Origin of the sequence: Telmatospirillum siberiense, assembly GCF_002845745.1 — a bacterium.
Classification (GTDB): Bacteria; Pseudomonadota; Alphaproteobacteria; order Rhodospirillales; family Magnetospirillaceae; genus Telmatospirillum; species Telmatospirillum siberiense.
Genome location: NZ_PIUM01000032.1, coordinates 1 through 13566, shown reverse-complemented (window position 1 = coordinate 13566; position 13566 = coordinate 1). Strand labels below are relative to the sequence as shown.

Genomic DNA, 13566 nt, shown 5'->3' with positions numbered 1-13566 from the left:
CGTTTCAGACCATTACCGCGTCGACGGAGAAGGCGTCATTCCGACACCCCCGTGACATCCGCATCGATAAAACGCCCGCACCCCCTCCTGCAGCCTGCTCAGGCCGCCCTCGGCGAAGGCCGTGGATTCCAAGGCGGAGGCACGAAGGGCATGCTCGAGTTGCGCTCGATCGACGCTTACGCAACGCCCGTCGCGCACCACGGTCCGCCCACCGACGATCAGTCGCCGAATGTGGCGCTTGCTCATCCGGGTCAGCAGAAAAGCCAGAGGGTCGCCGTCCCGGACGAGGCTGTCCCCGGCCATGTCGGCCATGTCCAGCACGATGAGGTCGGCCGGAGCGCCTTCGGCCAGATATCCGCCCCCGTCCTGACCGACGACCGACCTGCGTCCGACGACGGCGGCGGCGTCGAACAGATGGGCGGGATCGAGTATCTCGGCATCGCAAACACCCTGCTGCAAATGCCAGAACAGGCGCATCTCCCGCAGCATGTCCTCGTCGTCGTCAAAGCTCATCCCGTCCAGCCCCAGACCAAAATCCAAGCCGACGCCGCAGAAATCCTCGACCGGGGCCCTCCCCGAGCGCAGACGCAAATTGGATGACGTGTTGACCGACAGGCAGACGCCGCGCCTGGCCAGCACCGCGCTTTCGTCGCGGGTGAGCCACACGCCATGGGCAAGCGTAAGACGCGGCGAAAGCAAACCCAGAGCGTCGAGATGGGCTATCAAACCGGCGGGATAGGCATGATCAGCCCATTCCCGTTGGTAGCGGGTCTCCAGCAAATGCATATGAACGCGGCGCCCGGTCCTCGCCGACGCCCGGGCGATGGCGCTCAATGTGGCGTCGTCGACCCATTGAGGCCCGACGGGACCGTACTGCACCTGAAAAAACTCATGTTCGAAAGCGGCGATGGCCTCGGTCAAAGCCAACCCCTCCGCCAGCGAACGCCCCTTCCCGAGGCGCGCCGTCACCATCTCGCGGTCGGCAGGTTCCAGCTTGTCCAGCAGCGCCTGCCAATCCCCATAAACGACCTGATTGCGCCCGATGAAGGGAACGGCAAAGGCGACGCGCAGCCCGACATCGCGGGCCGCGCGCGACACCCCTTCGGCCTCGGCCAGAAGCTCCGCCGAGACTTGCGTGTTATGGCAATGATTGGCCGCGCAGACACCGCCTTCCACCATGCGCGCGAAGGCCACGGCAGCCCGCAGATAGGGATCGACTTTCGGTTCCCGCGCAAGAAGCACCAGCCAGCTTTCGAGCATTTCGTCGGCGGCTCCGAACGACAGCGTCCGCACCCCCCGTCCATGATCGTGCGCGTTGACGGGAGCCGGCAGCGCGATCAGTCCGGCGGCCTCCGCGGGAACCTCGCCCACCGGCTCGATGGAGGCGATCCTCCCATTCCGCCAGCGGATCGCCACCGGCCCCGACGCCGGGGCATGCCCCGGTTGAGCGAGCATCCGCTCGACGAACAGGACCGGCGGGTCGGAACCGTTCATCCGCGTCAGCCCGACTTCGCCGGTACCGAGCGCGTGACGGCCGCGATGGTATGTTCGACATTGCGAGGCGAGGCCGGCGGCATATTCTGAATTCTTCGGACCGAGCGGCCATGCCCTCTGCTTTCGGTAACCAAAGTCCGGTCTTTCATCACGAAACGCCCCCTCACCAGGGTATGAACGGGCAAGCCGGTGACCGGCGTCGCCTCGAACGGCGTGGTCGAGCCTATGGACTGCAACCGCTCCGAGCGCACAACATCCTGGCGGGCCAAATCGACGACCACGATATCGGCGTCCGATCCGGGAAGCAGGGCGCCCTTCAGCGGATAGAGGCCGAAGGCCTGCGCCGGCGCGGTCGAGGTCAGCCTGACATAGTCCTGGATGGAGAGACGGCCGTTGGCCACCTGCGTCAGCATCAGCGGCATCTGCGTCTCGACGCCGGAAAAGCCGCAGTCGGCGCACCAAATATCGTCGGCATGCTTCTCGGCCGCGCTATGGGGGGCGTGATCGGTGGCGATCATGTCGATGGTCCGATCGGCCAGCGCCCTCCACAAGGCCTCCTGGTGATGCAGTTCGCGAACCGGCGGATTGACCCGGATGACCGAACCGTGATCGCTGTAGGCCTTCTCGTCGAACAGCAGATAGTGCGGCGCCGTCTCGGCCGTGATGTCGACGCCGCGCAATTTGGCGTCCCGCAACGGCCGCAACTCATCGGCGGACGAAACATGCAGAATATGAATCCTGGCCCCGGTCCACTCCGCCAGCACAGCCGCCCGCGAGACCGCCTCCACCGCCACGACGGGTGGCCTGGCGGCCAGATGCGCCAGGGGATCATGGCGACCGGCCTCTTTGAGTTTTTTCTCCCGCCGCGCCATGATGGACGCGGTCTCGGCATGCAGGGAGATCCGATAGCCGTGCTGGGCGATGATCTCGAATCCTTCCAGCATGGCCCCGGTGGGCGGCGAAGGAAGATTGCCGAAAGTATTGCCCATGAAGCATTTGAAGGCGGCGACGCCTCCATCGATCAAGGCCTCCAACTGGTCGATGTTGTCTTCCGCCAGCAGGCCGTAGATGCCGAAATCGACGTAGGCTTTCTTCGCCGCCTGAAGCTTCAGCTGCAGAGCCGGCAGCGTTCCGGTCGGCGGCTTTGTGTTGGGCATTTCGAAGACGGTCGTGACCCCGCCCATCGCCGCGCTGGCCGTCCCCGTCTCCCAGGTTTCCTTGTGGGTGAACCCGGGCTCGCGGAAATGAACATGCACATCGATCGCCCCGGGAAGCACATAGAGTCCACGCGCATCGAGGCTTTCCAGACTGGCCGGCATGCCGGCCTCGTCGCCGATACTCCAGATTTTGCCATCCTTGATGGCGATCGACGCCGAGAATTGGGCTCTGTCGGTGACGACGGTCGCTCCGTTGATCACCAGATCGGCGAGCCCCGCCATTCCTTCGCTGCTCATTTGACGCCTCCGATAATCAAAGCATCGCCCAGCCGCCATCGACGGGAAGGTCGACGCCGGTCATTTGCCGCGACACGTCGGAGGCTAGAAACAGACATGCGTTGGCGACATCCCGGCCGGAACTGATGCGCCGCATCGCATACTCCGATGCGTGACGCTCAATCGCCTCGTCCTCGGAAATTCCCAGCTTACGCATCATTTCCGGAATGACCTTGCCGCGGAACCGCTCGCCGTCGACCATCCCCGGAGCGACCGAATTGATATTGATGTTGTAGGGCCCCGCTTCCAGCGCCGCCGATTTGGTAATGCCGCGCAAGCCCCACTTCGAAGCGGAATAGGCCATGCGGCCGGCCCTGCCCCGCATGCCGAACGTGCCCCCGACATTGACGATCTTGCCGTACTGCTGGGCGACCATGCGGGGTAGAACGGCCCGCATGGTGTTGAAACATCCCGCCATATTGACGTCGACGATGTCCTTGAACTCCTCGCTGGACGTCGTCCAGGTGGTCTTTCCCATCGGCCCGCTACCACCGGCGACATTGACCAGAATGTCCAGGCGGCCGAAATGCGCCACGGCCTTGTCAACCAGAGCCTCGCAATCTCCGGACTTCGTGACGTCGCAGCGAACCGTGATGACCTCCACCCCGGAGCCATGAAGCGTCTCGGCCACGCCATCAATGGCGGTCATATCCCTGCCGGCCAGAACCAGGCGACACCCCTCCTCGCCGAAAGCACTCACAATTGCAGGCCCCATCCCTTTGGCGGGACCAGAAACAATCGAAACCCTTCCCCTTAAGCACAAATCCATACCATACCCCATTTTTAAAAATAATTACTGATCATAAAGAATAAATTATGAGATTAGCTCATACAACACCACAAAAAAACACGATTCATCAAATCGTTATCTACGTATATTATTATATTGACATAAATTTATGAAAAATATACTTTCGCCATACATTGTACATCGCCCATGGCGGTGTATTTCTCCGTTGAACGATACCCAATTCGCCAACGTTGAAGGGATGCTAAATTCTCCCTTTGGTGTTGCCGAAAAGTCTTCAGGAGCGATCATGGCACTACGGAACATGCGAATTTGGCGTTACATAGACGAAGTCGCTCGTATCGGTTCCGTGCGGCAAGCCGCGGAACGGCTGCACGTCACACCGTCGGCCGTACTGCGCAGAATTCAGGATGTGGAAACAGATCTCGGCGCGACGCTTTTCGAGCGCACGGCGGCGGGGGTCCAACTAACCGCCGTCGGAGAAATTTTCGTCAGATGGATCCGTAGCCAGGATGCAGATCTGCGTCGGGTCTATTCGCAAATAGAAGAATTGTCGGGATTACGCCGTGGCGAAGTGCGGGTTGCCTGCAGCCAAGCCGTGGCCGACAGCTTTCTCCTTGACGAAATCGTCGATTTTCGGACCCGCCATCCGCTGGTCAGTTTTTCGGTTACCGTCCTCGACCATGGTGGGGCGATCAAAGCCCTGAGCAAATACGAAACCGATATCGTTCTGGTCTTCGGCCCCCCGCGCAGCGCGGAGTTGCAACCGATCATGAGCCTCGGCCAGCGACTGGTCGCCGTCATGTCGAGCGACCATCCCCTCGCCGCCCAACCGTCGCTGCGGCTCCGCGATTGCGCCCTTTACAACGTGGCACTGCCCGATCGCAATTTCGGCGGACGGAAAATCATCGACGATCTTTTGTCCAGCAGCAGCACCCGGCTCAACGTGGCCTTCGAAACCAATTCGTTCGATATGCTGTGCAATTTCGTCCGTCAGACCGACGCGATCACCTTTCAAATTGAAATCGGCGTCTTGCGTTGGGCCAAGGATCCGCGCATCGCCATTCGGCCGATTGATGATGCCGACCTTGCCCACGGACCTCTCGTCCTCGGTCAATTGAAAGGCCGAGCCCTGCCTATCGCCGAAGCGAAATTCGCCGAACAATTGGCGCGGCGCCTCGATGAATTGCGCACGCTGCCAATGGCATCTGCGGTGCGCCAGCCCGACTGACGGGACGGCCCGCCGTCAGGGATGCGAAACGGGAGAGAAAAAATAAGGATCCGTCAGGGCGGAAACCGAAATAATCCGGGATTCCTGCCCCCGACCACTGCTTTCCATGCGCGCGTGCGGCAATCCATCGACAGTGGTCCACAGACGGATGATCACCCATTCCTGTCCGAGACTATCACCCCTCTTGATGAAACGGTCGCCGATCTGAACCGACGGACCTTCGCGCTTGAAGATCGCCATTTTTAACTCACCCTGAAAGTCACTTCGCCCACCGCGCCGCCTTTCAAGCGACATCGGCTTTACATCCGACACCTTAATCCCCGCCCTCGCTTCACCAGCCACGGAATAGCCGATCAAACAGGAGTTTACCGTCGAATCCGAAAGTTTCCTTTGAAAAATCAAATCCCTTACGCAGCGCGTTGATTATCGCCAAACCGCGTTCACAAAACAATAAGATTTTTTTAACATTAGATAATCTACGCAAAATTTAAAATGATTGATGAAACTAAAATTATTCAACTAAAAATTATCGTTTTTATTTCTTTGAACAATAAACAATAGACAAATATTCATTATAGTAAAATATGTATTCAACCTCCGATATTATGCAAACAAGAACCTCGTCAATACGCCACCTCCCCTGAAGCAAATCCTGTCGCTGTCCTCATTTGAGGATATCGAACGCCGGGCGGTGCGGCCACCATGTCGATAACGTGGAACCGGTGGCCCAGGGCCGCTGGATCGGTCACTGAATCCGGATCGAGAAGAGGATCTGACATGGCGAGATATACAGTTTCGGTAACGGCGACGATCGAATCCTCGTCCCTGCTCGAAGGACGTTGTGACGCGGAGCGCATCGTCGAACTGTTGACCAACGAATTCTTCTCCGTGGCTTATAATGTCGAGCTGCGCGAACCCGATCTCGGCAATACGCTTTACGAGGAAAATTCGCCCGGCCACGGCCGGCAACCCGTCATCTTCCACTAATCCCCGAGAAGCATTCGGATGATTCACGGTCCTGGTGTCGTGACCAATCCTGCGGGATCACAACACCGACGGGCATATGCGGCTTCGGCGGACTCAGGCGTCGGTGGAGCGCAAAGCACGCTCTACCCAGGCCGCGGCGGCCAGCAGTCGGCAATCGCCGCCCCGTCGTCCGATCAGTTGCACGGACAAAGGCAGCCCCTTCGGACCAGTTCCGCAAGGCACCGCCACCGCCGGATTGCCAAGCAATGTCCATCCCCGATTGAACAGGGGATCGCCGGTGGAAGCCAATCCCTCCGGCGCCTCTCCGCATGCGGCGGGGACCATCAGCAGATCGAGACCGGCCATGGCGGCGGTCAGCCCCTGCGCGGCCTGAACGGCCAGTTCCTTCGCTTGCATGTAGTCCTCGGCCGGCATGACGGCCCCGGCCTCGGCCAAGGCCCGCATTTTTGGCGAGACGCCTGACGGATCGCTGCGCATCTCGGGGTGAACGGATCGCGCCGCCTCATAGGCCATGACCGTCCATTGCGCCCGTCCCAATGCGTCGAACGGCGCCGGCAATACGACTTCGCTCACCGAGGCCCCCGCCCGACCCAACCGGTCGGCGGCGTCAAGCAGGCATCCCTGCATGGCGGCATCGGCCGCCGGCCACTCCGGCGTACGGCAACAGCCGATACGAGGGACATCCCAATCCCGATCATCGACCCGAAGCGTCGGCCGCCCGGCCAGAACCGAGACGAAAAAGGCCGCGTCGGCGACATCGGCGGCCAATACCCCCAGGGTATCCAACGAAACGGCGAAGGGTCGGATGCCGGTGACGTCGAGCAACCCGAAGGTCGGCTTGTAACCGACGCAACCGCAGAAGGCGGCGGGGCGAATGATCGAACCGGCGGTCTGCGTGCCGAAGGCCAAGGGGACCATGCCGTCGGCCACCGCCGCCGCCGACCCCGAGGAGGAACCGCCCGGCGTATGACGCGGATTGTGGGGGTTGCCCGTCGGCCCGGGTTCGAAATAGGCGAATTCCGTGGTCACCGTCTTGCCGAGAACGATCGCCCCGGCGCTGCGCGCCAATGCCACGCAGGAGGCATCCCGCGCCGGGCGGTGCCTCGCATAGAGCGCCGATCCATAGGCGGTCGGCATATCCCCCGTGTCGATCAGATCCTTTACCGCGATGGGCAGCCCCTTAAGCGGCCCGCCCCCCGATTGACGATCCAGGGCGCGGGCCTCGGCCAGCGCCGCCTCGCCCCCCAGGTAAGTCCAGGCATGAATCTCCGGTTCGCGGGCCGCGATGCGTTCCAGGCAGGCCCTGGTCAGGGCTTCGGCGGTAAGGCTGCCGTCGACGATGGCCCTGGCCGCCGCCAGGGCACCCGGAATCGCCCGGCTCATCGCGAACACCAATCGGCGATGATACGGTCGTAGGCCGTCACCGCCTGATCGATCCTCGATACCAGACAATACTCATCCGTCTGATGGGCCATTTCCGGCTGGCCCGGTCCCAGGATGATCGTCGGCACATGCCCGAGAGCCGGCGCCAGCACCGAGGCATCGGTGAAATAGGAAGCGCCGCGGACGTCCGGGCGTTCGCCCAGCACGCCGTCCATGATCTCGAAAATCCGGCCGATCCAGGGATGAGCGGGATCCGTCCAGACCGCCTCGACATCCATCAAGGGGGCCGCCGCCACATCCGGTCCCAGAAAGGAGGACACCGCCCCGCGCACCTGCTCGTGGGACTGACCCGGCACCGTGCGGATATCCACCTCGATGACGGCACGATCGGGAACGGAATTGATGTTGAGGCCGCCATGCAGGGTCCCGACATTCATGGTGGGTGCCCCCAGGACCTCGTGTCGCTTGTGATTGAAATCGAACTCACCCAGACGAACCACGGCATGGGCGGCCTTGAGCACGGCGTTGACACCGTATTCGGGCATCGAGCCGTGCGCCGTCACGCCCTCGGTGAGAAGACGCAGCCACAGCGCCCCCTTATGTCCGACAAAGGGCAGATTGGCCGTCGGCTCCGCCACCACCAGGGCACCGGCCGGCGGCAGCGCACCGTCGCGCGCCAAGGCGAAAGCCCCCTCGCAACCGGTTTCCTCGGCGGCCGTCACCACGATCAGGGCGCCGGGCCCATCCCTCAACATCGCGGCATTTCGCACGCAAGCCTCGGTGAAGGCGGCAACACCGGCTTTCATGTCACTGGAGCCCCGGCCATAAAGCCGATCGCCCGCGATCTCCCCGCCGAAAGGATCGACCGTCCAGGCCTGCTTGCCGAGCGGCACCGTATCGACATGACCGGTGAAGGCTAGCGGTCGCGGTCCCTGCCCGATGCGGGCGACCAGACTGGCCCGCCCGTCGCCGAAAGGACGTGCCGTCACCTCGAAGCCGGCATCGGCCAGGAGGCGGGCAAGAATGGCGGTACAGCGGGATTCGTTGCCGGGCGGATTGATGCTGTCCAGACGAACCAGTTCCCGGGTCAGCCGAGCGGCGGAAGAAAGTGTCATAAGGCCCCTCCAGGGCGCCGTTTACCGAAAGTTTCCATCTTCGAAATGAAGATCGCGTTCAGCCGAAATAGGCTTGGCGAACCTCGTCGTTTCCGGTGAGTTCCGCAGGCGTGCCAGCCGCCACCACGCGGCCTTGCGCCATCACATACCCATAATGGGCGATGGCCAGGGTCTGGTGAACGTTCTGCTCGACGAGCAGAACGGTGGTTCCCCCCTCGTTGATCCGCCGGATGATGTTGAAGTTCTCTTTGACGAACAGCGGCGACAATCCCAACGACGGCTCGTCGATCAAAAGGATCTTGGGTTGCCCCATCAGCCCGCGGCCGATGGAGACCATCGCCTGTTCGCCGCCCGACATGGTACCGGCCAGTTGCGTCCGGCGCTCGCGCAGGCGGGGGAACAGATCGTAGACTTCCTCCAGCCGCCGGCGCAGCAGGGCTTCGCCGGGCACCAGATAGCACCCCAGCCGCAGGTTTTCCTCGACCGTCAGCTTGGGAAACAACCGGCGTCCTTCCGGAATGCAGGCGATGCCGGCGGCGACGATCTTGTGAGTGGGCAGACCGGACAACTCCCTCCCGTCCAGGCGGATGCTGCCGCCGCGCGGCGGCGTCAGCCCCAGAATGGCCCGAACCAGGGTGGTCTTGCCGGCGCCGTTGGCCCCCAGCAGGCAGGTGATGCGCCCCGCTTCCGCGGAAAGCGAGACGCCCGTCAGGACATCGGCCTTGTCATAGCCGGCGACCAGAGCCTCGATGGACAGGAAGCCGCTCATTCCACCCCCAGATAAGCCTGCTGGACCAATGGGTCTGCGGCCACGGCACGGTAGCTGCCCTCGCAGATCTTCTGGCCGAAGTTCAAAACGGCGCACCGGTCGGTGATGCGTTCGATGACGCCCATTTCGTGTTCGATGATGATGATCGCCAATTCGCCGCCCAGACGCCGCCTCACCTCCAGGATATCGTCCATCAGATGCCGGGTTTCGTCATGGGTCATGCCGGCGGAAGGCTCGTCGAGCAGCAAGAGACGCGGACGGCTTATCAGCGCCCGGCAGATCTCGATCCGGCGGCGCAGGATCATCGGCATCCCGGCGACGGGCTCCTCGATGCGCCGGGCCAGCGGAGGGTCGAAAGTGGCCAGCAGATCCACCGCCTCGGCGCGGAAGGCCCGATATTGATCGGCGAACCGGCGGCGGCGCAGCAGATTGAAGATGAACCCCCGCGTCAGGCGCAGCTGATTGCCGATCAGGATGTTGTCGAGCACCGACAGTTCGAGGCATAGCCGGGAGCGCTGGAAGGTCCGGGCTATGCCCGCCCGGTAGATGGCCGGCGGCGCGAAGCCGGTGATGTCGTGGCCGCCAAAATGAATGCTCCCGGCGTTGGGTGGAAAGACGCCGGTAATGACGTTGAAGAACGTCGTCTTGCCCGACCCGTTCGGTCCGATCAAACCCAGGATCTCGCCGGCGCCGACGTCGAGGTCGAGGCCGTCGAGGGCCGTCAGCCCGCCGAAGCGCCGGGTCACGCCGGCCACCTTGAGCAAGGACCCGCTCATCGGCCGGCCCCGCCGGGCAGATAGCGCCGCAAGGGGCGCGGCAACAGGCCTTGCGGCCGGAACAACAAGATCAGCATGACCAGCACGGCATAGAGGAGAAACCGATATTCCTGGATGGCCTGCAATTTCTCGGGCAGCAGGATCATCAGCGCGGCGGCCACCATCACCCCCCAGACATTGCCGATGCCGCCCAGGAGGACGATGGAGACCAGGATCAGCGAATCGCCGAAGGTGAAGTTGTTGGGCGCCACATAACCGACCATCAGGGCATAAAGGGCGCCCGCCATCCCGGCCAGCACATTGCCCCAGGTGAAGGCGACGATTTTCCAGCGTCGGACGTCGAGGCCGAAGCAGGCGGCGGCCGTTTCATCGATGCGCACGGCATCCATCGACAAGCCGATCCACGAGCGTTCGAGCCGGCGGCAGAAAACGAAGGCGACGGCCGCCAGCGCCAGGGCGGCCAGGAAATAGATCAGATAGTGCGACAGCTCCAGGGACCCGATCTCGATATCCTGGTTGGGCTTCCAGCCGAAGACCACGATGTTGCGGATCTTCATCCCCTGGGCGCCGCCCAGGGTATCGTTCACCTCGAGGAAGGTCTTGAACAGGATGGCGAAGGCGATGGTAACCACCGCCGAATAGTGTCCCTTGGTCCGCAGCATCGGCCAGATCAGCACCGAGCCCAGGATACCCGCCGCCAGCCCGCCGGCCGGAAGCGACAGGAGATGGGGCAGATGGGTGTAGCGAACGAGGACCGCCGCCGTGTAGGCGCCCAGGCCGAAAAAGGCGGCGCCGGCGAAATTGACCATGCCGGCGAAGCCGAACTGCACGGTCAGCCCCAGGCAGCTCGTCACCATCAGCAGCACGGTCGAGAGCATCAGCAGCGGGAAATGATCCTCGGCGAACCATGCGGCCAGGACGAGCAGCGCGAGGATGGTGGCGCCGGCCATCACCGGCTCGTGCGTGTCGAAACTGGTTGCGGCCCGTGACAGCAATCCGGCGCGGGAGGCGATGAATACCACCGCCGCCCCACCGGCCAGCAGGGCGCCGACCGACCATTGGGATTCGAACGTCAGCAACAGGGCGAGAAACAGCACACCGAGGACGATGGCGGCCAAGCCGGGCAGCAGCGCGCGCGGGAATGAGCCGTTCATCATACCCTCTCGCTGTTTTTTTCAGGAATCAGGCCGGTCGGCCTGATGGCCATGATCAGGATCACCGCACCGAAGGCGAAAACGTCCTTGTAGGCGCTGGCGAAAGGCATGGCCACCGCCCCGATGGTCTGCAATCCGGCGAAGAGGAAACCACCGAGGATCGCCCCATAGATATTGCCGAGGCCGCCGACGATGGCGGCGGCGAACCCGGAGACGCCCAACAGCAATCCCATGCCGAAATTGATCTCGTTGTAATAAAGTCCGTTCATCACGCCGGCGAAGGCTCCGACCCCCGAGCCCAGGGCAAAGGTGACCAGAACGATCAGACTGAAATTGATGCCCATCGAGCGCGCCGTCTCCTCGTCCTGGGCGACGGCACGGATGGCCAGGCCCAGCTTGGTGCGATTGATCAGCAGATGGACGGCGGCGATCACGGCGATCCCCGCAGCAAGCAGGATGGCCGAATCGGCCCGCAAGGTGAACTGGCCGAACTCCAACGATCCCGCCGGCAGCAATCGCGGAAAGGGTTTGGGATTGGCCCCGTCGGGAAAGAACAGCCGCACCGATTCGCGCAGGGCGGTTCCCAGCATCAGGGTGATCAGCAGGGTATTGAGCGCCGGAGCTCCACGCAACGGCACGATCAGATAGCGGGCGATCAGCGCCCCAAGGATGGCCATGGCGGCGACGGACACCAGCACCACCCCCAGCATCTGAATCACCGGGTTGTGGACGCCCGCGGCCTGCAGGCCGCCGTAGGTGGCGAAACCAGCGAAGGCGCCGACCATCGCCACATCGCCATGGGAGAATTTGATGACGTCGAGCACCCCGAAGAACAAGGTGAAACCGACGGCGACCAAGGCATACATCAGCCCCAGCATCACGCCATTGGCGAGATATTGGCTGAGAAGGCCTACATCCATGATTCCGAAAGCTCCCTGAAAATAATCGCCGGACGGCCGGGGCGGATGGGTGACCCGGCGCCGGGGAAGGTCATTGCCCCCCGGCGCCGGACAATGATCAATGCCTCAGGGATCAATGCCTCAGGGCGCGCTTGCCGCTCGCATAGTCGCTGTCTTCCCACAGGACCCATTTGCCGTCCTGAGCCACATATTTGCTGACCGCCGCGATAACGTTCTGCCCGTGATCGTCGAAGGTCACCGGCCCCAGGATGGTGTCGTGATCGACCACCTTGCCCAGCGCGTCGCGCACCTTCTTGCGATCCGGCCCGACCGCCTCGACCGTATCGAGGATCAGGTTCATCGCGGCGAAGGCGAAGGGGCCATAGGCTTCGGCGGGTTCGCTATAGCCGCCCGTCTGATATTTCTCGGCGAAGAACTTGCCGCCGGGCAGCTTCTCCATCGGCACGCCTTCGCGGAAAGCCACGGTACCTTCGGCCACGGCCGGGCTGACACCCTCGATATAGGCGTCGGACAGGACGCCCGAGGTACCCTCGAACTGCACCGCGCCCATGCCCAGCTTGTCCATCTGGGTCCGGATGCGCACGCCCAGCGGGGTCAGGCCGCCGAAATAGATGACGTCGGGCTTCAGGGCCTTGATCTGGGTCAGTTCGGCGGTGAAGTCCTGCTGGTCGGCGGTAACGCCGAACGCACCCAGGATGGTGCCGCCGCCCTCGGTGACGAACTTGGAGAAATATTCCTTGTGGCCTTTGCCATAGTCGGTGGTGTCGTGAATGATCGCCCACTTTTTATAGCCCTGGGCCAGCATGAACTTGGCGGCGGTCTCGTTCTGATTGAGCATCGTGCCGTTGACGCGATGGATTTCCTTGTAGTCGTTGCCGTAGGTGATGTCGGGCAGCACGGCGCCCCAGACCACCACCGGCAGGCCGAACTGGTGATAGACGTCGACAGTTCCCATCGCCACGGCGGAACAGAAATGCGGCACGGCGGCGACGACCGATTTGTCGGTGGCAGCCTTGGTCGCCACCTGCACGCCGACATTGGGCTTGCATTCGTCATCCAGCGCCGTCAGCTCGTAGGTGTATTTCGCCTTTGGATCGGCATTGCGCAGCTTCACCGCCAGATCGGCCGCGTTGCGGCCCCCCACTCCGATGGCGGCGTTACCGCCGGTCAGCGGCCCGATGAAGACCACGCCGACCTTTTCCTTGGCCTCGGCGGCCGAAAGGGCGAACCCGAACCCCAGCGCCGAGACGGCCAGGGCAGCGACAAAACGACGGCTAAACAGCATTTTCCCTCCAAACCGATGGCCAGGCGCGCAAGCCTTCCCATCGACCGATCCGGTGGCCAGGGCTCGAAGTCTGCCGGATGGGAACCAATTCCGTCAAGTAACTTGAATAAATTTTAGGCGTCTAAAGATGTTGCTCATGGATTGGGCAGACCGCCCATGATTCAGCCTGTTTGAAAGCCACGATCCCCGCTCCTGTCTCTTATACACATCT

The 13566-nt window shown here is 62.6% G+C and carries 13 protein-coding genes; 2 read left to right on the top strand and 11 right to left on the bottom strand.

The annotated features are described in order from the left end of the window. Positions 1–12: 12 nt before the first annotated feature. From CWS72_RS21620 to CWS72_RS21610, 3 genes are read right to left on the bottom strand one after another with little or no spacing between them, the layout of a single operon-like run. The gene (locus CWS72_RS21620) at positions 13–1494 is read right to left on the bottom strand and encodes an amidohydrolase family protein (protein WP_101252730.1); all 1482 of its coding nucleotides are present in this window, start codon (positions 1492–1494) and stop codon (positions 13–15) included. A 5-nt stretch (positions 1495–1499) separates the two neighbouring features. Further along, positions 1500–2948: an allantoinase AllB gene (gene allB / locus CWS72_RS21615; protein WP_101252729.1), complete on the bottom strand. Its 1449-nt coding sequence runs from the start codon at positions 2946–2948 to the stop codon at positions 1500–1502. 16 nt (positions 2949–2964) lie between these two features. Then, complete coding sequence (locus tag CWS72_RS21610; protein WP_101252728.1) at positions 2965–3756, bottom strand: SDR family NAD(P)-dependent oxidoreductase; 792 nt, start codon at positions 3754–3756, stop codon at positions 2965–2967. Positions 3757–4024: 268 nt separating this feature from the next. On the opposite strand from CWS72_RS21610, the gene CWS72_RS21605 reads away from it, so the two are divergent. Beyond that, positions 4025–4966 (top strand): LysR family transcriptional regulator, encoded by a 942-nt coding sequence (locus CWS72_RS21605; protein WP_101252727.1) that lies wholly within the window; start codon positions 4025–4027, stop codon positions 4964–4966. A gap of 15 nt (positions 4967–4981) precedes the next feature. Here the strand turns inward: CWS72_RS21605 and CWS72_RS21600 are convergent, their stop codons facing one another. Next, positions 4982–5323 (bottom strand): hypothetical protein, encoded by a 342-nt coding sequence (locus tag CWS72_RS21600; RefSeq protein WP_241911841.1) that lies wholly within the window; start codon positions 5321–5323, stop codon positions 4982–4984. A 420-nt stretch (positions 5324–5743) separates the two neighbouring features. Between CWS72_RS21600 and CWS72_RS21595 the strand changes: the two genes are divergently transcribed. Continuing rightward, positions 5744–5953 carry a hypothetical protein gene (locus tag CWS72_RS21595; RefSeq protein WP_101252725.1) on the top strand — a complete coding sequence of 70 codons (210 nt, stop codon included), beginning with the start codon at positions 5744–5746 and terminating at the stop codon, positions 5951–5953. Positions 5954–6046: 93 nt separating this feature from the next. Here the strand turns inward: CWS72_RS21595 and CWS72_RS21590 are convergent, their stop codons facing one another. From CWS72_RS21590 to CWS72_RS21560, 7 genes are all read right to left on the bottom strand, one after another. Next, on the bottom strand, positions 6047–7336 hold the full coding sequence (locus tag CWS72_RS21590) for an amidase (RefSeq protein WP_101252724.1): 1290 nt from the start codon (positions 7334–7336) through the stop codon (positions 6047–6049). Further along, entirely contained in the window at positions 7333–8451 is a 1119-nt protein-coding gene (locus CWS72_RS21585) for a M20 family metallopeptidase (protein ID WP_101252723.1), read from the bottom strand. The genes CWS72_RS21590 and CWS72_RS21585 overlap by 4 nt, the downstream gene beginning before the upstream one ends. Positions 8452–8509: 58 nt before the next feature. After that, positions 8510–9220, bottom strand: a complete 711-nt coding sequence (locus CWS72_RS21580; protein ID WP_101252722.1) for an ABC transporter ATP-binding protein — start codon at positions 9218–9220, stop codon at positions 8510–8512. Continuing rightward, entirely contained in the window at positions 9217–9996 is a 780-nt protein-coding gene (locus CWS72_RS21575) for an ABC transporter ATP-binding protein (RefSeq protein ID WP_101252721.1), read from the bottom strand. The genes CWS72_RS21580 and CWS72_RS21575 overlap by 4 nt, the downstream gene beginning before the upstream one ends. Further along, a complete protein-coding gene (locus CWS72_RS21570; RefSeq protein WP_199175865.1) occupies positions 9993–11153 on the bottom strand; it encodes a branched-chain amino acid ABC transporter permease in 1161 nt (386 codons plus the stop codon). The genes CWS72_RS21575 and CWS72_RS21570 overlap by 4 nt, the downstream gene beginning before the upstream one ends. After that, a complete protein-coding gene (locus CWS72_RS21565; protein WP_101252720.1) occupies positions 11150–12070 on the bottom strand; it encodes a branched-chain amino acid ABC transporter permease in 921 nt (306 codons plus the stop codon). Before CWS72_RS21565 ends, CWS72_RS21570 begins: the two co-directional genes overlap by 4 nt. A gap of 112 nt (positions 12071–12182) precedes the next feature. Next, positions 12183–13355, bottom strand: a complete 1173-nt coding sequence (locus CWS72_RS21560) for a branched-chain amino acid ABC transporter substrate-binding protein (RefSeq protein ID WP_101252719.1) — start codon at positions 13353–13355, stop codon at positions 12183–12185. Between the last annotated feature and the right edge of the window lie 211 nt (positions 13356–13566).

Bases quoted from the DNA above. Each gene is read 5' to 3' on its own strand.
- CWS72_RS21575 (WP_101252721.1), bottom strand. From the start codon at position 9,996: ATGAGCGGGTCCTTGCTCAAGGTGGCCGGCGTGACCCGGCGCTTCGGC.
- CWS72_RS21590 (WP_101252724.1), bottom strand. From the start codon at position 7,336: ATGAGCCGGGCGATTCCGGGTGCCCTGGCGGCGGCCAGGGCCATCGTC.
- CWS72_RS21565 (WP_101252720.1), bottom strand. From the start codon at position 12,070: ATGGATGTAGGCCTTCTCAGCCAATATCTCGCCAATGGCGTGATGCTG.
- allB (WP_101252729.1), bottom strand. From the start codon at position 2,948: ATGAGCAGCGAAGGAATGGCGGGGCTCGCCGATCTGGTGATCAACGGA.
- CWS72_RS21560 (WP_101252719.1), bottom strand. From the start codon at position 13,355: ATGCTGTTTAGCCGTCGTTTTGTCGCTGCCCTGGCCGTCTCGGCGCTG.
- CWS72_RS21620 (WP_101252730.1), bottom strand. From the start codon at position 1,494: ATGAACGGTTCCGACCCGCCGGTCCTGTTCGTCGAGCGGATGCTCGCT.
- CWS72_RS21605 (WP_101252727.1), top strand. From the start codon at position 4,025: ATGGCACTACGGAACATGCGAATTTGGCGTTACATAGACGAAGTCGCT.
- CWS72_RS21580 (WP_101252722.1), bottom strand. From the start codon at position 9,220: ATGAGCGGCTTCCTGTCCATCGAGGCTCTGGTCGCCGGCTATGACAAG.
- CWS72_RS21595 (WP_101252725.1), top strand. From the start codon at position 5,744: ATGGCGAGATATACAGTTTCGGTAACGGCGACGATCGAATCCTCGTCC.
- CWS72_RS21610 (WP_101252728.1), bottom strand. From the start codon at position 3,756: ATGGATTTGTGCTTAAGGGGAAGGGTTTCGATTGTTTCTGGTCCCGCC.
- CWS72_RS21585 (WP_101252723.1), bottom strand. From the start codon at position 8,451: ATGACACTTTCTTCCGCCGCTCGGCTGACCCGGGAACTGGTTCGTCTG.
- CWS72_RS21570 (WP_199175865.1), bottom strand. From the start codon at position 11,153: ATGATGAACGGCTCATTCCCGCGCGCGCTGCTGCCCGGCTTGGCCGCC.